Origin of the sequence: Rathayibacter sp. AY1H2 (assembly GCF_002931985.1) — a bacterium.
GTDB lineage: Bacteria > Actinomycetota > Actinomycetes > Actinomycetales > Microbacteriaceae > Rathayibacter.
Map to the genome: position 1 here is coordinate 1 of NZ_PSUV01000029.1, position 16437 is coordinate 16437.

Below are 16437 nucleotides of genomic sequence, written 5' to 3' on the forward strand. Positions count from 1 at the left end.
CCCACCCCACCTGGCTCGTCGCGCAGCGACGGCCTCGTCCCCCACCCCTCCAGTACAGGGTTGATCGCGGGTCCTGGCGGGGTGAGCTGCAAGGCGGAGGAGGGCGCGATACCAGCGGTATCGCAACCGACGACAACGCCGCAGATCGCCCCGCCAGGGCCCGCGATCAAGCGTCGAAGCGGTAGCCGAGGCCGCGGACAGTAACCAGGAGCACCGGCTCCTTCGGCGTCTTCTCGATCTTCGAGCGGATGCGCTTGACGTGGACGTCGAGGGTCTTCGTGTCGCCGAAGTAGTCGCTCCCCCAGACGCGGTCGATGAGCTGGCCGCGGGTGAGGACGCGGCCCGCGTTGCGGAGGAGCATCTCGAGGAGCTCGAACTCCTTGAGGGGCATCGGGGTCTCGACGCCGTCGACTTCGACCGTGTGGCGTTCGATGTCCATGCGGACGGGGCCCGCGACGACGATCCGCTCCTCGCCGGGCTCCTCGGTGCGGCGTCGGAGGACGGCGCGGATGCGGGCGAGCAGTTCGCGGGTGGAGTAGGGCTTGGTGACGTAGTCGTCCGCGCCGAGCTCCAGGCCGACGACGATGTCCACTTCGGAGTCCTTGGCGGTGACCATGATGACCGGGACGGAGGAGCGGGTGCGGATCTCGCGGCAGACCTCGGTGCCGGGCATGCCGGGCAGCATGAGGTCGAGGAGGATCAGGTCGTAGTCGCCCTCGTCGAAGGCGGCGACGGCGCGGTTGCCGTCCTCGGCGACGGTGACGTCGTAGCCCTCGCGTTCGAGCAGGTAGCTGAGGGGCTCGCTGAGGGCGCTCTCGTCCTCGACGAGCAGGATGCTGGTCACGCGTGTTCTCCTATCGGGGCGGTCGCCGCGAAGGGCGTCCGGGCGGGGTCGGCTTCGGGGAGCCGGATGGTGAAGGTGGAGCCGCGGCCGGGCTTGGACCAGACGCGGACGTCGCCGCCGTGGTTCTGCACGGCGTGCTTGACGATGCTGAGGCCGAGGCCGGTGCCGCCGGTGTGGCGGGAGCGGGCCTGGTCGACGCGGTAGAAGCGCTCGAACACCCGGTCGAGGTCCTCCTCCGGGATGCCGATGCCCTGGTCGGTGACGGCGATCTCGACGACTCCGCCGGTGGAGCGGACGCCGATGCCCACGCGGGAGCCGGCGGGCGAGTACTGGATGGCGTTGGCGAGGAGGTTGTGCAGCGCCGAGACGAGCATCTTCTCCTGCCCCACGACGTAGGCCTTCTTCATCCCGCCCTTGACCAGGGTGACGTCGTGCGACTCCGCCATGACGTGGGTGGTCTCGAGCGCCGCCGTGACGACGTCGTCGACGCGGATGATCTCGGCGGAGCCGGCGACGTCGGCGGCCTGGAGGCGGGAGAGCTCGATGATCTCGCGCGTGATCTTCGCGAGGCGGTGCGACTCCTGGGTCAGCCGGTGCGCGAAGCGGCGCACCTGCTGGGGGTCGTCGGCGGCGGAGTCGAGGGCCTCGGCGAGCAGGCCGACGGCGCCGATCGGGGTCTTCAGCTCGTGGGAGATGTTGGCGACGAAGTCCCGGCGGACGGCCTCGAGCCGGCGCGCCTCGGTGTGGTCCTCGGCGATGACGAGGACGTAGCGGGAGCCCAGGCGGGTCGCGTGGACGACGAGCGTCACGGCGGCGTCGGAGAGCGGGCTGGTCGCGAGCTCGAGGTCCTGGACGATGTCGTCGCCGAAGCGGCGGACGCGGTCGACGATGGCGGCGAGGTCGGGGTGGAGCAGCGTGTCCTGCGAGACCAGGCCGAGCGCGACGGCGCGGGTGGACGCCTTCAGCACGTTGTGCGACGGGTCGGTCACGAAGGCGGGCGAGCCGACGGCGTCGATGATCGCCTCGATCCCCTCGGGGAGCCCGACCGAGATCACGTCCTGCGCGATGCGGCCCTGGCGGGCGGCGAGCGTGAGCACGGTCGTCAGAAGGATCCCGATCGCGACACCGAGAACGAGCGACAGAACCACGATCAAGCCCGAATCCACGGACCCAGGCTAACCATCCACCGGGCGTCCCCCTACCGGACGCCCGTCGATCCTCCGGGGGTCGAGTACTGTTCAAACGCCCGGCACCGTCCGTTAACCTGCCGTGGTCATCATGACTGCGCCTGCGCCCACGGAGTGCAGTCGCAGCGGCGTGCGAGGTGCTCGCCGCAGATCCGGCGCCGTCGTCCGCGCGCGCCGTAGAGAGGGTCGAACACAGATGCGCGAAGTTTTCCAGCAGGAGCTGGCCGAGGTCCAGGAACGACTCGTCGAGATCTCCGGACTCGTCGAGATCGCCATCGAGAAGGCGACCCAGGCGTTCAACCACTCCGACGTCACCCTCGCGGAGGAGGTCATCGCGAGCGACGCGCGCATCGACGAGCTGGCCATCAGCCTCGACGAGCTCGCGATCGACATCCTCGCCCGGCAGAACCCGGTCGCCCGCGACCTGCGGATCGTCGTCTCGGCGCTGCGCATCAGCGCGTCGCTCGAGCGGATGGGCGACATCGCCGAGCACATCGCCCAGCTCTCGCGCTATCGCTTCCCCGACAAGGTGGTCCCCAAGAGCCTGCGTCCGACGTTCGTCGAGATGGGCCGCCTCGACGTGGTCGTCGCGCACAAGCTGACCGACCTGCTCCGCTCGCAGGACCCGCGCATCGCCGAGGAGATCCGCGACGAGGACGACAAGATCGACGAGCTGCACGTCAGCGTCTTCGACAAGGTGCTCAGCGAGGCGTGGAAGGGCCAGGCCGCCGACACCGTCGACGCGACCCTCGCCAGCCGCTACCACGAGCGCTTCGCCGACCACGCCGTGTCGATCGCCAAGAAGGTCCAGTACCTGATCTCGGGCGACTACTCCTAGTCGACACCTCGGGCTCCGGCCCGTCTCGCCGTCCGGCCCGCAGGAACGGTCGTCTCCTGCGGGCCGGACGTGTCCGTGCGCTCCGCCTCCGGGGCTACGTGAACGGCCCGCCGGAGTCGAGGACTCGGGCGGGCCGTTCACGCGTGCGGGGCGGTGCTACTTCTTGGCGCCCTGGGCGGCGACGGCGGCGGCACCGGCGGCCGCGGCCTCGGGGTCGAGGTAGCGCGCCTCCCCGATGGGCTCGAAGTCCTCGTTCAGCTCGTAGACGAGCGGGATCCCGGTCGGGATGTTGAGCTCCGCGATGTCCGAGTCCGAGATGCCGTCGAGCGTCTTCACCAGCGCGCGGAGGGAGTTGCCGTGCGCGGTGATCATGACGGTCTTGCCCGAGGCGAGGTCCGGCTTGATGTCGGACTCCCAGTAGGGCAGCATCCGCTCGATCACGAGCTTCAGCGACTCGGTGCGGGGCAGGGCGTCGCCGAGGTCCGCGTAGCGCTCGTCGTGCGCCTGCGAGTACTGGTCGTCGTCGTCGAGCGGGGGCGGCGGCACGTCGAAGGAGCGGCGCCAGGTCTGGAACTGCTCGGGGCCGTACTCGGCGAGGGTCTGCGCCTTGTCCTTGCCCTGCAGGGCGCCGTAGTGGCGCTCGTTGAGGCGCCAGGAGCGCTTGACGTCGATCCACAGGCGGTCGGCGACCTCGAGGGCGATGTTGGCGGTCTGGATCGCCCGGGTCTGGCGCGACGTGTAGACGATGTCGGGGTGCAGGCCCGCCTCGGTCAGCAGCTCGCCGGCGCGGGTGGCCTCCGCGACTCCCTGCTCGGTCAGGCGCACGTCGACCCAGCCGGTGAACAGGTTCTTCTGGTTCCACTCGCTGTTGCCGTGGCGCACGAGGATGAGGGTGTAGGTCTCGGACATGCGTCCAGCTTAGAGGCGGCACCCTCGCCCGCGGATACGCTGGAGAGCATGCCCATCGGAGCCGTCACCCGCGGAACGACGGGCACGAACCGCCTCCGCCGGGTCGACCGCCGGCTCGCCGAGCTGCCCGTCCTGCGCAGCACCGCCTCCCCGCTCGTCGTCGATCTCGGCTTCGGGGCGAGCGCGGTCACCACGCTCGAGCTGCACCGCCGGCTCGTCCGGGCCGCGCCCGACGTCGAGGTGCTCGGCCTCGAGATCGAGCCCGCCCGGGTCGACACCGCTCGACGCCAGCTCGCCCGGGTGAGGGAGGGCGGCACGCCGTTCCCCGCGGACGCGCGCGTGCGCTTCGAGCGCGGCGGCTTCGAGGTTCCCCTGCCCGCAGGGCGGCGGGCGGGCGTCATCCGCGCCTTCAACGTGCTCCGCCAGTACGACGAGGACGCGGTGGAGGGAGCCTGGGCGACGATGACGGACCGCCTGCAGCCCGACGGCGTCCTGGTCGAGGGCACCTGCGACGAGATCGGCCGCATCTGCACCTGGATCGAGGTCGGCCGGGAGGGCCCGCGCTCGCTGACCCTCTCGCTCCGGCTCGCGGCGATCCCCTCGCCGATGACGGCGGCCGAGCGCCTGCCGAAGGCCCTCATCCACCGCAACGTGCCCGGCGAGGGCGTGCACGCCTTCCTCTCCGCCCTCGAGCGGGCGTGGACGCTGAACGCCCCTCTCGCCGTCTACGGTCCTAGTCAGCGCTGGATCGCGGCGATCCGGGACCTCCGGCCGGAGTGGCCGGTCCTCGGCGGGCCGCGGCGCTGGCGCCTGGGCGAGGTGACGGTCGCGTGGGAGGCGGTCGCCCCCTCCTCCTGAGCGCCGGACGTGAGCACCCGACCTCCTGAGCCCTAGGCGAGCGGGGGCAGGGCGGCCCGAGCCTCGGCGGGAGCGGCGCCGGTCGCCGTGAGCAGGTCGACGACGAGCGGGCGGAGCAGGACGAGCACCGTCTTCTCGGCGAGGCGCGCCTTCGGGATCAGCCGCTGGGGGTCGAGCGTGGTCGCGAGCAGCACGAGGTCCTGACGCGCCAGGGCGAGCACCGAAGGATCGGCGACCGCGCGGCCGAGCAGCGCGATACCCGGGCCGAGGGCGGCGACCGCTCCGGCGAGCGCCGGCCGCGGGGCGCCGTCCCCGACGAGGAAGTCGGTCTGGCGCGCGACGATGCGCAGGTTCCGGGTCGCGAGATCCAGCGCGGACAGCATCACGGCCTGGCGGGAGAGCTCGCCGCGGTGCCGGCGGACGAACGGCGAGATCCGGGCGACGCCGGTCGCGGAGTCGAGCGCCGCGGTCCAGCCGTCGATGACCGGCTGCGTCCCGCGGATCCGCTCGAGGGCCGCGGTGGACGCCGAGGAGTCGCCCCGGCGGAGCGCCTCGGCCAGCTCCTCCACGGTCCGGCTGAGCACGGTGAGGAGCCGATGCGCCTCGGCCCGCGCCGTGCGCAGGGGCGGGCGGGGCACGATCGCCGTGCAGAGCAGCGCCGCGAGCCCGCCGATCAGGCCGTCGACGCTCCGGGTGAAGACGCCTCCGTCCGGCGCAGGGAGGACCATCACCAGCATCGCCTGGGTCCCGGCGGCCACGGCGAACCCCGGCGAGGGCGAGAGGGCCCGGCCGAGCGTGAAGACGATCGCGAGGACGACGGCGAGCTGCCAGACGCCGCTCCCCCACAGCAGGAGCAGGACCTCGCTGGCCGTGATGCCGATGAGCATCCCCGTCGCTGTCTCGGCCACCTGCTTGGGGCGGGTGTCGCGCGCGATGCCGAGGCTCGAGATCGTGGCCGTCAGCGCCAGCACCGGCGCGGGGTGCCCGAGGACGAAGTGCGCGACGGAGTAGGCGAGGGTCGCCGCGAGCACGATCTGCAGCACGGCGGGGAGCGACGCCCCCGCGCGGGCGAGGGCGCGCGCGGGACTCAGCTCGGGGGTCCGGACGAGACCGCGCAGCCGCTCGGCCGCCCGGCCCCGCTCGGCGGGACGTGCGGCCACCACGGCGTGGCCTACCTGGTCGTCGCCCCGAGGCGGGGCAGGCGGGGCACTCCCGCCTCCGCTCCGGCTCCGGGCGGGACCACGACCTCCTGGGCCGCGGCCACGCGCGAGTCGCCGGCCAGCACGGTCAGCTCGAGATCCACCGGGACGCTCCGCTTGACGACCGCGAGAGCGACCGGTCCGTCCTCGTAGTGCCAGGCGCTGGAGGTGACCGTGCCGACCTCGACCGGCTCGCCGCCCTTGAGCGCCGTGACGACGTCGCCGTGGGCGGGGAGGACCGAGTCGGAGCCGTCGAGCTGCAGCAGGACCAGGCGCCGCGGCGGGTGGCCGAGATTGTGCACCTTCGCCACCGTCTCCTGGCCCCGGTAGCAGCCCTTGGCGAGGTGCACGCTCGAGCGGAGGAGGTCGAGCTCGTGCGGGATGGACCGCTCGTCGACCTCGGTCGCGTGGCGCGGGCGCCAGGCGACGATGCGCAGCGCCTCGAGGGCGTCGACCCCGGCGAGGGCCACTCCCCTCCCGACGGCCGTCTCCGCGAGGGCCTCGAGTGCCGCTCGCGGGACCAGGACCTCGCGGAGCTCCCAGGAGGCCCCGGGGTGCTCTGTGGTCAGCGCGTACTGCCAGCCGCCCGGCTGGACCTGCGACCACGGGTCGCTCCAGACGACGGGCTCCTCGGCCAGGGACAGGGCGAGCGTCAGGGCCGGCCCGTCGCCGAGGGCGGCGAGGGTCGCGAAGTCGTCGGTGCGGTCGGCGACCTCGACGCGGAGCATGAAGCGCATCCGGTCGAGCCAGGCGGCCAGGCCGGCCGTCTCGTCGCGGTCGAGCAGGAGCCAGGCGGTCTCGCCGTCGTCGACGAGTCGGATGACGTGCTCGATCCGGCCGGTCGGGTCGAGCAGGAGCGTCTCGGCCGACGCGCCGGGAGCGAGGCGCGAGACGGCCTGGCTGGTGAGCGAGTCGATCCAGGTGAGGCGGTCCGGCCCCGTCACGGTCACGACGCCGCGGCCGGAGAGGTCGACGAGCGCGGTGCCCGCGGCGAGAGCGCGCTGCTCGCGGAAGGGCTCGCCGTAGTGGGCGGCGACGCCGGGCTCGGCGACGCTCGTCGTGGCGACGGCGCCCGGGGCGGCCAGGAGCGGGGAGAGCGCGTCAGTCGACACGGGCGAGCCGTCCGGAGGAGTGGGTCCGCAGGCCCTGGCCGAGCGCGGCGATGTCCCACGCCCACAGCAGGTGGTCGTCGACCAGGCCGTAGAGGCGGGTGGCGGCGGCGTAGTCCTTCGCCGCGGCGGTGCGCATCACCGCGTCGGTCGCGAGGTCGATCCGCGGCCCCTTGACCTGGCCGAGGTAGAGCTCGCTGACCCCGTCCGGGTGCACGAGCGAGACCTCGATGTCGAAGCCGCCGGCGGCGTTGCGCAGCGTCTCGACGGACTCCGCGTCGGGGAAGGCGGGTGCACCGCGGCCGGGCAGCATTCCCGGGCCGGCGTCGGAGTCGGTCAGCGCGCGGCTGAGGCGCCAGTAGCCCGTCTCGGTGACCAGGGGCCGGGGCGCCTCCTCGGCGCCCTCCTCGATCAGCCACGTGTAAGAGTTGTAGTTGAGGTACGGGAGGCCGTCGTAGCTGAAGCTGATGCGATGGCCGAACTCGGCCTGGACGGAGTCGTCGCCGATCGTGTAGTCGATGACGCCCGAGCCCTCCCAGACGCCGAGCAGCCAGGACAGCGGGACGAGCTCGGGCGGCAGGCCCGACGGAAGCGAGATCACTCGGGCTCCGGCGGCGGCTAGCGCTGGCCGCGGTAGAGCTTGTAGACGACCACGCCGGAGACCCACGCGATGGCGAGGGAGGCGAGCCCGAGCAGACCGAGGTAGAAGAGTTCCAGGGCGAGAAGCATGCGCTCATCCTACCCGCCGCCTCCGACGCCGGGGCGGGGCGGACGCGGCCGCTCAGGCGGTGCGGATCCGGGCGCTCGGGACGGGAGGGCGCGACTGCTCAGGCGGGGAGGAGGAGGGCGATCCCGCTCGCGACCGCGACCACGGCCATCGCTCCGACGATGCTCGTCATCGCGCGGAGGAGGTACCCCTCGGCGCGGGCCACGGCGAGCTGCACCGCGAAGGTCGCGAGCACGCAGCCGCCGAACGTCAGCGCGAGCCAGAGCTGCCGGGACTCCGGAGCGGCGATCGCCAGCGTCAGCACGGAGCCCGCGAGTGCGAGCGCCCAGACGACTCCGATGCCCACCCGATCCCTGCCCATCCGACAATTGTGCCCCAGGCGGACGCCCCTCCCGGCCCGCCGCTAGTATTGCGGGCAGACCAGTTCTGGAGGATCCGTGGCGCAGTTGTTGATACTGACCTCGGCGGGAGGCGCCGAGGTGCTCCCCGCACTGGGGCTCCTCAGCCACCGGACCCGGCAGATCCCCGCGGAGCCCGCCCAGCTCGTGAACGCCCCGAGCTGCGATCTGATCCTGGTCGACGCGCGGCAGGACCTCGCCAGCGCCAAGTCGCTCTGCAAGATCCTCACGACCACGGGCATCAACGTCCCCCTCATCCTGATCCTCACGGAGGGCGGGCTCACGGCCGTCTCGGCCGACTGGGGCGTCAACGACGTCATCCTCGACTCGGCCGGCCCCGCCGAGGTCGACGCCCGCATCCGCCTGGTGATCGGCCGGCTCGCGCAGGAGCAGTCGACCTCGCGCATCCAGGCGTCGGGCGTCGTGATCGACGAGGCCAGCTACTCCGCCAAGGTGCACGGGCGCCCGCTCGACCTCACCTTCAAGGAGTTCGAGCTCCTCCGCTTCTTCGCCACGCACCCCTCGCGCGTCTTCACCCGCGAGCAGCTGCTGAGCGAGGTGTGGGGCTACGACTACTTCGGTGGCACCCGCACGGTCGACGTGCACGTGCGGCGCCTCCGCGCGAAGCTCGGCGACCTGGAGTCGCTGATCGGCACGGTCCGCAACGTCGGATACCGCTTCAACGTGTACGAAGAGGACAATGAGCGAGTCGCTCAACCTGTCCGTTGAGGACCTGGCCGATCCCGCGGTGGCGGCCGGCCTCGAGCACCTGATCGGGCGCGCCGCCTGGTTCGACCACCAGCCCCCCTTCAGCGATCAGACCCTCGTCGACGCCCGGGCCGGCTCGCGCACCCTCCTCGTGGGGCTGCGCGCGGACGTGGTCGTGGCGGCGGCGATCCTCGGGCAGGGCGAGCTGGAGTTCGTCGTCGATCCGGAGTGGCGCGGGGTCGGCTTCGGCACCGCGACCCTGGAGCAGGTCCTCGCGAGCGGCCGGACGGGCCTGCTCGCCTGGGCGCACGGCGACCACCCCGCCGCCCGGGCCCTCGCGGCCTCCCACGGCTTCGCACCGGTTCGCACCCTCCTGCACCTCGAGCTCGAGCCGCTCGCCGCCCCCGAGGTCCGCGTCCCCGAGGGCGTCGTCCTCTCGGACGCCCGCGACCTCGCTCCGGCCGAGTGGATCGCCCTGAACGCGCGGATCTTCGCCGCGCACCCCGAGCAGGGGCGGATGACGGAGGAGGACCTGGCGGCCCGCCGCGCCGAGCCGTGGTTCGACGAGGGCGACTTCCTCCTGCTCCGCGACGTCGACGGAACGCTCCTCGGATACGACTGGCTCAAGATCGAGCCCGGATCGACGACCGGCGAGATCTACGTCCTCGGGGTCGCCCCCGAGGCGGCCGGACGGGGACTCGGCCGCACCCTGCTGAACGCCGGGCTCGCGCGGATGCTCGAGCGCGGCTGCACCGCGGCCGACCTCTACGTCGAGGCCGAGAACCGGTCTGCGGTGGCGCTCTACCGCTCGCTCGGGTTCACGGACGCCTCCGTCGACGTGCAGTACCTGCAGCGCGCCGCGCCGCTGCGCTGAGCCGGCACTCCTCCACAGGGCCTCCCCCGGCCCCGTTCATCCGGCATTCACGAGCGGCGGCGCGGAGCGGACGGGCGCGGTGCCAGGATGGTCGCATGGACGGCGACAACCTGCTTCTCGAAGACGGTCTCAGCGATGACCTCGACGACGACTTCGACGACGAGGAGGAGCACTCGGACCCACTCCTCCCCGACAACCGCTACCTCGACCGGGAGCTGAGCTGGCTCGCGTTCAACCAGCGCGTGCTCGAGCTCGCGGAGGATCCGCTGGTTCCGGCGCTCGAGCGGGCGAACTTCCTGGCGATCTTCTCGTCCAACCTCGACGAGTTCTTCATGGTCCGGGTCGCCGGCCTCAAGCGCCGCATCCTCACGGGGCTCGCCCTGCCGACGAACATCGGCCGCGTGCCGGTCGACGTGCTGACCGACATCTCGGAGAAGGCGCACCTGCTGCAGCAGCGCCACTCCCGAGCGTTCAAGGAGCTCGTCGAGCCCGCCCTGCGCGACGGCGGCATCGACCTCGTCCGCTGGGACGAGCTGAGCGACGCCGAGCGCACCGTGCTGGACGACTACTTCTCGGCCCAGGTGTTCCCGGTGCTGATGCCGCTCGCGGTCGACCCGGCGCACCCGTTCCCCTACATCTCCGGCCTCTCGCTCAACCTCTCGGTGCGGGTGCGGAACCCGAAGACGCAGAAGGTCGAGTTCGCGCGCCTCAAGGTGCCGCAGATGCTCCCCCGCTTCGTGCGGATCGCCGGAGTCGCGGCGCCGGGCGAGCCGATGCGGTTCATCTCGCTCGAGGACCTGATCGCCAACCAGCTGGACGACCTGTTCCCCGGCATGGAGATCCTCGACCACCACGTGTTCCGGGTGACGCGCAACGAGGACGTCGAGGTCGACGAGGACGAGACCGAGAACCTGATCAAGGCCCTCGAGAAGGAGCTGCTGCGCCGCCGGTTCGGCCCGCCCATCCGCCTCGAGGTCACCGACGACATGGACGACGAGACGCTGGGCCTGCTGGTCCGCGAGCTCGACATCACGACGCAGGAGGTCTACAAGCTCCCGGCCCCGCTCGACCTCAGCGGGCTCTTCAGCCTGCAGAAGATCGACCGCCCGGACCTGAAGTACCCCAATCACGTCCCGACGACGGCGGTGCAGCTCTCGCCCAGCGAGCCCAACCAGCGGCAGGACGTCTTCAAGGCCGTCTCCCGCGGCGACGTGCTCCTTCACCACCCCTACGAGTCCTTCGCGACGAGCGTGCAGTCGTTCCTCGAGCAGGCGGCGGCCGATCCGGACGTGCTCGCGATCAAGCAGACGCTCTACCGCACCTCGGGCGACTCCCCCATCGTCGAGGCGCTCATCGACGCGGCCGAGTCGGGCAAGCAGGTGCTCGCCCTGGTCGAGATCAAGGCGCGCTTCGACGAGCAGGCGAACATCTCGTGGGCGCGCAAGCTCGAGAAGGCGGGCGTGCACGTGGTCTACGGGCTCGTCGGGCTGAAGACCCACTGCAAGCTCGCGCTCGTCATCCGCCAGGAGAAGGGCGGAGTGCTCCGCCACTACTCCCACATCGGCACCGGCAACTACAACCCGAAGACCTCGCGCATCTACGAGGACCTCGGACTCCTGACGGCCGACCCCGAGGTCGGCAAGGACCTCACGCGTCTGTTCAACGAGCTCTCGGGCTACGCGATCGAGAAGAAGTTCAAGCGCCTGCTGGTCGCGCCGCGCCACCTGCGGAAGGGCCTGCTCAAGCGGATCGCCGCCGAGACCGAGAACGCCCGCGCGGGGCGCCCCTCGGGCATCCGGATCAAGGTCAACTCGATCGTCGACGAGTCCGTGATCGACGCGCTCTACCGCGCCAGCCAGGCCGGCGTGCCGGTCGACGTGTGGGTGCGCGGCATCTGCGGGCTGAAGCCCGGCCAGGAGGGGCTCTCCGAGACCATCCGCGTGCGCTCGATCCTCGGCCGCTACCTCGAGCACTCCCGCATCTTCAGCTTCGTCAACGGCGGCGAGCCGGACGTCTTCATCGGCAGCGCCGACATGATGCACCGCAACCTCGACCGCCGCGTCGAGGCTCTGGTGCGGATCGTCGAGCCGGCGCACCTCAGCGAGATCGACGACATGTTCGAGCGGGCGATGGACGAGCGGACCGCCTCCTGGTGGCTCGGCCCGGACGGCGACTGGACGCGGCACCACCTCGATGAGGAGGGCGCTCCGCTCGCCGACCTGCAGAACCAGCTGATGCAGCACATCACCCATCGCAAGCGCGCGGCGACACGGTCCGCCAACCGGGCCTCCAGCCGCTGACTCCCGTGACGGGCACCGTCTACGCAGCAGGAGCGGTGTGCTGGCGGATCATCGAGGGCCGCCCGCACATCCTCGTGATCCACCGGCCGCACCGCCGGGACGTCAGCCTGCCCAAGGGCAAGGTCGACGCGGGCGAGTCCCTCCCGGAGACCGCGGTCCGCGAGATCCGCGAGGAGACCGGGCTCTCGGTGGCGCTCGGGGTGCCGCTGGGGTGCACCGAGTACACGCTGCCGAGCGGGCGCCCGAAGGCCGTCTACTACTGGGCGGCGCAGGTGACCGAGAAGGCCGTCCTGGCGTCCGACTTCCTCCCGAACGACGAGGTCGAGGCGCTCGAGTGGGTGACGCTCAAGCGGGCCCGGAGCTACCTGACCTATCCGCACGACGTGACGATCGTCGACGAGTTCGCCCGGATAGCCGCACGCGGTGCGCTCGAGACCTTCGCGATCGTGGTCCTGCGGCACGCGAAGGCGGTGCCCGCCTCCTCCTGGGACGGCCGCGACTCCACCCGCCGCCTCACCGGGCGCGGCCGGGTCGAGGCCGCGGCCGCCGCTCAGGCCGTGGCCGCCTGGCGCCCGCGCCGCCTCGTCTCGAGCACCGCCAAGCGCTGCCGGTCGACCATCGCCCCGCTGTCCGGTCTGGTCAGGAAGCCGGTCAAGCTGCGCGACGACCTCAGCCAGGAGGCGCACGAGCAGGGCACCGCCGACGTCCGCGCCCTGGTCGGCAAGCGGGTCCGCGCCCGCCGCACCGCCGTCCTCTGCAGCCACCGGCCGGTGATCCCCGAGATCCTGCGCGAGATCGCCCTCGCCACGGCGACCCCTCTCGGCGCCTACCTCGACGAGGCGGCGGCGCTCCCGACCGGGGGCTTCGCCGTGGTGCACCTCTCCACCGGTCATCCCGGATCCGGCATCGTCGCGATCGAGACGCACACGCCGCTGGCCTGACCGCCCGGGAGCGCTGCGTGACCGGCTCGACGGGTCCGTCCGCACCGGGCCGGTCGCGCCGCCGGGACGCGCCCGACGCACCGCGCCTTCCCCGCCGCCCCGTCGCTCCGCAATCCCCGAGGCGGACCCGTTCACCGCGCGTTCACCGAGCGGTCGGTGCCAGGACACGACCCCTCCGTACTCTCGCTCGCGGGCTGCACCAGGCCCTGTTCTGTTTTCCACGCTTTCCTACCCGAAAGGGATACTTGTGAGATTCTCGCGTCTCGGCCAGGCGGCCGTCGTCGCCGCCGTCGCAGCGATCACGCTGACCTCCTGCGCTGCCAACGAGGCACCGGCCGCAGGCGGCAGCTCCGGCTCCGCCACCACCTCCACGCTCTCCGGCACCATCACCGGGATCGGCTCGTCCGCTCAGGGCACCGCGCAGACCACCTGGGCCGCCGCGTTCCAGACCGCGAACCCCGAGGTCACGGTCAACTACGACCCGCAGGGCTCCGGCGCCGGCCGCACCAACTTCATCGACGGCGCCGCCGACTACGCCGGCTCCGACTCCGCGCTCAAGGACGAGGAGCTCGCGGGCACCTTCGCCGCCTGCGCCCCCGACACCAAGGCGATCGACCTCCCGGTCTACATCTCGCCGATCGCGGTCATCTTCAACGTGGAGGGCGTCGACGAGCTCAAGCTCGACGCGGCCACCATCGCGGGCATCTTCAAGGGCACCATCACCTCCTGGGACGCCCCGGAGATCAAGGCCCTGAACCCCGACGCGACCCTCCCGTCGGCGAACATCACCTCCGTGCACCGCTCGGACGACTCGGGCACCACGCAGAACTTCACCGACTATCTCGCGGCCACCGCGAGCGACGTCTGGGACGCTCCCGCCGCGCAGACCTTCCCGTACCAGAGCGGTGACGGCGCCAAGGGCACCTCGGGTGTCGTCGACGCGGTCAAGAACGGCACCAACACGATCGGCTACGCCGACGAGTCCGGCGCCCAGGGCATGGACATGGCCCAGCTGAAGGTCGGCGACGCGTTCTCGACCATCTCGGCCGACGGAGCCGCGGCGGTCGTCGCCGCCTCGCCCATCGCCGACGGCCGCGAGGACAACGACCTCGCGATCAAGATCGACCGCACCGGCACCGAGGCGGACGCCTGGCCGATGGTCCTGGTCAGCTACCTCATCGTGTGCCAGGAGTACGCGGACGCCGACAAGGGCGAGGTCGTCAAGTCCTTCGCCTCCTACGTCGCGAGCGAGGAGGGCCAGGAGGCCGCCGCCGCTCAGGCCGGCTCCGCTCCCCTGAGCTCCGAGCTCGCCTCGACCGTCGCCACCGCGATCGAGTCGATCAAGTAGTCCCATCGGCAGGGCCCGTCTCGCAGCACGATCCGCGGGACGGGCCCCGCCTGTGCCGGGCTCGACCCACCGGACGCCCCTCCGAGCCCTAGCATCTCCCTGTGCGCCCCGCCGAACCCCCTCGTCTGAAGAGAGTCCCCTGGAATGGCAACTGAGACCGTCGTCCGCCCGAAGGCGAAGGTGCGTGTCGGAGATCGGGTCTTCTCGATCTCGACCGTCGCCGCCGGCTCCCTCATCCTCCTCGTCCTCGCCGCCGTCGCGATCTTCCTCATCGCGCAGTCGATCCCCGCGTTCACCGCGCCGGCCGGCAGCCTCCCCGGCGACGCGACGAGCTTCTGGGCCTACGTCGGCCCCCTGGTGTTCGGCACGGTCTGGTCAGCGGTGATCGCCCTGGTGATCGCCCTGCCGCTCTCGATCGCGATCGCCCTCTTCATCTCGCACTACGCGCCGCGCCGCATCGCGATGGCCCTCGGCTACGTGGTCGACCTCCTCGCCGCCGTCCCCTCGGTGGTCTTCGGCCTCTGGGGCGCGACCGTGCTGGCGCCGATGGTGCAGCCCTTCTACCTCTTCCTCAACGTGAACATCGGCTGGTTCCCGCTCTTCGGCGGCCAGGCGTCGGGCACCGGCAAGACGATCCTCACCGCCTCGGTGGTGCTGGCCGTCATGGTCATCCCGATCATCACCGCGGTCTGCCGCGAGATCTTCCTCCAGGCCCCGCGCCTGCACGAGGAGGCGGCGCTCGCGCTCGGCGCGACCCGCTGGGAGATGATCCGCATGGCCGTCCTGCCCTTCGGCGCCCCGGGCATCGTCTCGGCCGCCATGCTCGGCCTCGGCCGGGCCCTCGGCGAGACGCTCGCCGTCGCGATGGTGCTCTCGCCCGCGACGGTCGTCTCCTTCCTCCTGCTCACCTCGCAGAACTCGAACACCATCGCCGCGAACATCGCGCTGCAGTTCCCGGAGGCGAGCGGAGTCGGCGTCAACGTCCTCGTCGCCTCGGGCCTCATCCTCTTCATCATCACCCTCGTCGTGAACTCGGTCGCGCGGTTCATCGTCAACCGCCGCAAGGCCTTCTCGGGAGCCAACTGATGTCCGCCGCCACCTCGTCGATGCCCTTCTCGCTGCAGGCGGGCAAGCTGCCCAAGGGCACCCCCTGGATGCTGCTCGTCGGCAGCTGGGTCGTGTTCGCCGCCGTCTTCCTGATCCTCCAGGCGGCCGGCATGATGAACGACTTCAGCCTCGTCGGCGCGATCTTCTGGGGCACCGTCCTCTTCGACGTCGCCATCTACGTGGTCTCGCGCCTGGTCGAGGGCGGCCGCAAGGCTGTCGACCGCCTCGTGACCTCGCTGGTCGCGACCGCGTTCATCATCGCGCTGCTCCCGCTGATCTCCCTGCTCTACACGGTCGTCTCCAACGGAGTCGCGCGGTTCGATCCGCTCTTCTTCTCCTCGTCGATGCGCAACGTCATCGACGCGGGCGGCGGCGCCCTCCACGCGATCATCGGCACGCTCGAGATCACGGCCATGGCCGCGCTGATCTCGGTGCCGATCGGCCTGCTCACCTCGATCTACCTCGTCGAGTACGGCCGCGGCCACCTCGCCCGGGCGATCACCTTCTTCGTCGACGTGATGACGGGCATCCCCTCCATCGTCGCGGGCCTGTTCGCCTACGCGCTCTTCGCGCTGCTCCTCGGCCCCGGCGTCCGGATGGGCTTCGCCGGCTCGATCGCCCTCGCCGTGCTGATGATCCCCGTGGTCGTCCGGTCGTCGGAGGAGATGCTGAAGCTGGTCCCGAACGAGCTGCGCGAGGCGTCCTACGCCCTCGGCGTGCCGAAGTGGCTGACCATCGTCAAGATCGTGCTGCCGACCTCCATCGCCGGCATCACGACGGGCATCACCCTCGCGATCGCCCGCGTCATCGGCGAGACCGCCCCGCTGCTCATCGTCGCCGGCTTCACCGCGTCGATGAACTACGACCTCTTCAGCGAGCGGATGATGACCCTCCCGGTCTTCGTCTACACGCAGTACGCGAACCAGGGTCCCGACGCCGAGGCGTTCCTCAACCGGGCCTGGACCGGCGCGCTGGCCCTCATCCTGATCGTCATGGCGCTGAACCTGGTCGCCCGCCTGATCGCGAAGATCTTCGCCCCCAAGCTCGGCCGCTGACACCCACCACTCGGCTCCGGCCGGAATCCCCGAAG

At 71.6% G+C, this 16437-nt stretch carries 16 protein-coding genes; 9 read left to right on the plus strand and 7 right to left on the minus strand.

Annotated features, from left to right (window positions below; translation table 11 throughout):
• Nucleotides 1-166 precede the first annotated feature (166 nt).
• Nucleotides 167-844 carry a response regulator transcription factor gene (locus tag C5C29_RS15790; RefSeq protein ID WP_104224691.1) on the minus strand — a complete coding sequence of 226 codons (678 nt, stop codon included), beginning with the start codon at nucleotides 842-844 and terminating at the stop codon, nucleotides 167-169.
• A complete protein-coding gene (locus tag C5C29_RS15795) occupies nucleotides 841-2010 on the minus strand; it encodes a cell wall metabolism sensor histidine kinase WalK (protein ID WP_104224692.1) in 1170 nt (389 codons plus the stop codon). Before C5C29_RS15795 ends, C5C29_RS15790 begins: the two co-directional genes overlap by 4 nt.
• A gap of 217 nt (nucleotides 2011-2227) precedes the next feature.
• On the opposite strand from C5C29_RS15795, the gene phoU reads away from it, so the two are divergent.
• Nucleotides 2228-2869, plus strand: a complete 642-nt coding sequence (gene phoU, locus C5C29_RS15800) for a phosphate signaling complex protein PhoU (RefSeq protein ID WP_104224693.1) — start codon at nucleotides 2228-2230, stop codon at nucleotides 2867-2869.
• Between the two features lie 156 nt (nucleotides 2870-3025).
• On the opposite strand, the gene C5C29_RS15805 is transcribed toward phoU, so the two are convergent.
• Entirely contained in the window at nucleotides 3026-3778 is a 753-nt protein-coding gene (locus tag C5C29_RS15805; RefSeq protein ID WP_104224694.1) for a phosphoglyceromutase, read from the minus strand.
• Between the two features lie 48 nt (nucleotides 3779-3826).
• Here C5C29_RS15805 and C5C29_RS15810 point away from each other — a divergent pair, with 48 nt between their 5' ends.
• Nucleotides 3827-4636: a class I SAM-dependent methyltransferase gene (locus C5C29_RS15810; RefSeq protein ID WP_104224695.1), complete on the plus strand. Its 810-nt coding sequence runs from the start codon at nucleotides 3827-3829 to the stop codon at nucleotides 4634-4636.
• A 32-nt stretch (nucleotides 4637-4668) separates the two neighbouring features.
• On the opposite strand, the gene C5C29_RS15815 is transcribed toward C5C29_RS15810, so the two are convergent.
• The 4 genes from C5C29_RS15815 to C5C29_RS15830 all read right to left on the minus strand — a co-directional run bounded on the left by C5C29_RS15815 (nucleotide 4669) and on the right by C5C29_RS15830 (nucleotide 8032).
• Entirely contained in the window at nucleotides 4669-5799 is a 1131-nt protein-coding gene (locus C5C29_RS15815; protein WP_104224696.1) for an aromatic acid exporter family protein, read from the minus strand.
• A gap of 8 nt (nucleotides 5800-5807) precedes the next feature.
• Nucleotides 5808-6947 carry a folate-binding protein YgfZ gene (locus tag C5C29_RS15820; protein WP_104224697.1) on the minus strand — a complete coding sequence of 380 codons (1140 nt, stop codon included), beginning with the start codon at nucleotides 6945-6947 and terminating at the stop codon, nucleotides 5808-5810.
• The gene (locus tag C5C29_RS15825) at nucleotides 6937-7545 is read right to left on the minus strand and encodes an FABP family protein (RefSeq protein WP_104224698.1); all 609 of its coding nucleotides are present in this window, start codon (nucleotides 7543-7545) and stop codon (nucleotides 6937-6939) included. Before C5C29_RS15825 ends, C5C29_RS15820 begins: the two co-directional genes overlap by 11 nt.
• Before the next feature lie 226 nt (nucleotides 7546-7771).
• Nucleotides 7772-8032, minus strand: coding sequence for a hypothetical protein (locus tag C5C29_RS15830; RefSeq protein WP_146076503.1), 261 nt, complete (start codon nucleotides 8030-8032; stop codon nucleotides 7772-7774).
• Nucleotides 8033-8108: 76 nt separating this feature from the next.
• On the opposite strand from C5C29_RS15830, the gene C5C29_RS15835 reads away from it, so the two are divergent.
• The 7 genes from C5C29_RS15835 (at nucleotide 8109) to pstA (ending at nucleotide 16402) form a co-directional block, all read left to right on the plus strand.
• On the plus strand, nucleotides 8109-8798 hold the full coding sequence (locus C5C29_RS15835; protein ID WP_104224700.1) for a winged helix-turn-helix domain-containing protein: 690 nt from the start codon (nucleotides 8109-8111) through the stop codon (nucleotides 8796-8798).
• Nucleotides 8770-9651, plus strand: a complete 882-nt coding sequence (mshD, locus tag C5C29_RS15840; protein ID WP_104224701.1) for a mycothiol synthase — start codon at nucleotides 8770-8772, stop codon at nucleotides 9649-9651. Before C5C29_RS15835 ends, mshD begins: the two co-directional genes overlap by 29 nt.
• A gap of 95 nt (nucleotides 9652-9746) precedes the next feature.
• Entirely contained in the window at nucleotides 9747-11951 is a 2205-nt protein-coding gene (locus tag C5C29_RS15845) for an RNA degradosome polyphosphate kinase (protein ID WP_104224702.1), read from the plus strand.
• 5 nt (nucleotides 11952-11956) lie between these two features.
• Nucleotides 11957-12892 (plus strand): NUDIX domain-containing protein, encoded by a 936-nt coding sequence (locus C5C29_RS15850; protein WP_104224703.1) that lies wholly within the window; start codon nucleotides 11957-11959, stop codon nucleotides 12890-12892.
• Nucleotides 12893-13139: 247 nt separating this feature from the next.
• On the plus strand, nucleotides 13140-14240 hold the full coding sequence (pstS, locus tag C5C29_RS15855; RefSeq protein WP_104224704.1) for a phosphate ABC transporter substrate-binding protein PstS: 1101 nt from the start codon (nucleotides 13140-13142) through the stop codon (nucleotides 14238-14240).
• A gap of 144 nt (nucleotides 14241-14384) precedes the next feature.
• Nucleotides 14385-15326 (plus strand): phosphate ABC transporter permease subunit PstC, encoded by a 942-nt coding sequence (pstC, locus tag C5C29_RS15860; protein WP_104224705.1) that lies wholly within the window; start codon nucleotides 14385-14387, stop codon nucleotides 15324-15326.
• On the plus strand, nucleotides 15326-16402 hold the full coding sequence (gene pstA, locus C5C29_RS15865) for a phosphate ABC transporter permease PstA (protein WP_104224706.1): 1077 nt from the start codon (nucleotides 15326-15328) through the stop codon (nucleotides 16400-16402). The genes pstC and pstA overlap by 1 nt, the downstream gene beginning before the upstream one ends.
• Nucleotides 16403-16437 lie beyond the last annotated feature (35 nt).

Excerpts from the sequence above, each read along its gene's own strand:
- phoU (WP_104224693.1), top strand. The coding sequence starts at position 2,228 with ATGCGCGAAGTTTTCCAGCAGGAGCTGGCCGAGGTCCAGGAACGACTC.
- C5C29_RS15805 (WP_104224694.1), bottom strand. The coding sequence starts at position 3,778 with ATGTCCGAGACCTACACCCTCATCCTCGTGCGCCACGGCAACAGCGAG.
- C5C29_RS15810 (WP_104224695.1), top strand. The coding sequence starts at position 3,827 with ATGCCCATCGGAGCCGTCACCCGCGGAACGACGGGCACGAACCGCCTC.
- C5C29_RS15830 (WP_146076503.1), bottom strand. The coding sequence starts at position 8,032 with ATGGGCAGGGATCGGGTGGGCATCGGAGTCGTCTGGGCGCTCGCACTC.
- mshD (WP_104224701.1), top strand. The coding sequence starts at position 8,770 with ATGAGCGAGTCGCTCAACCTGTCCGTTGAGGACCTGGCCGATCCCGCG.
- C5C29_RS15845 (WP_104224702.1), top strand. The coding sequence starts at position 9,747 with ATGGACGGCGACAACCTGCTTCTCGAAGACGGTCTCAGCGATGACCTC.
- pstC (WP_104224705.1), top strand. The coding sequence starts at position 14,385 with ATGGCAACTGAGACCGTCGTCCGCCCGAAGGCGAAGGTGCGTGTCGGA.
- pstA (WP_104224706.1), top strand. The coding sequence starts at position 15,326 with ATGTCCGCCGCCACCTCGTCGATGCCCTTCTCGCTGCAGGCGGGCAAG.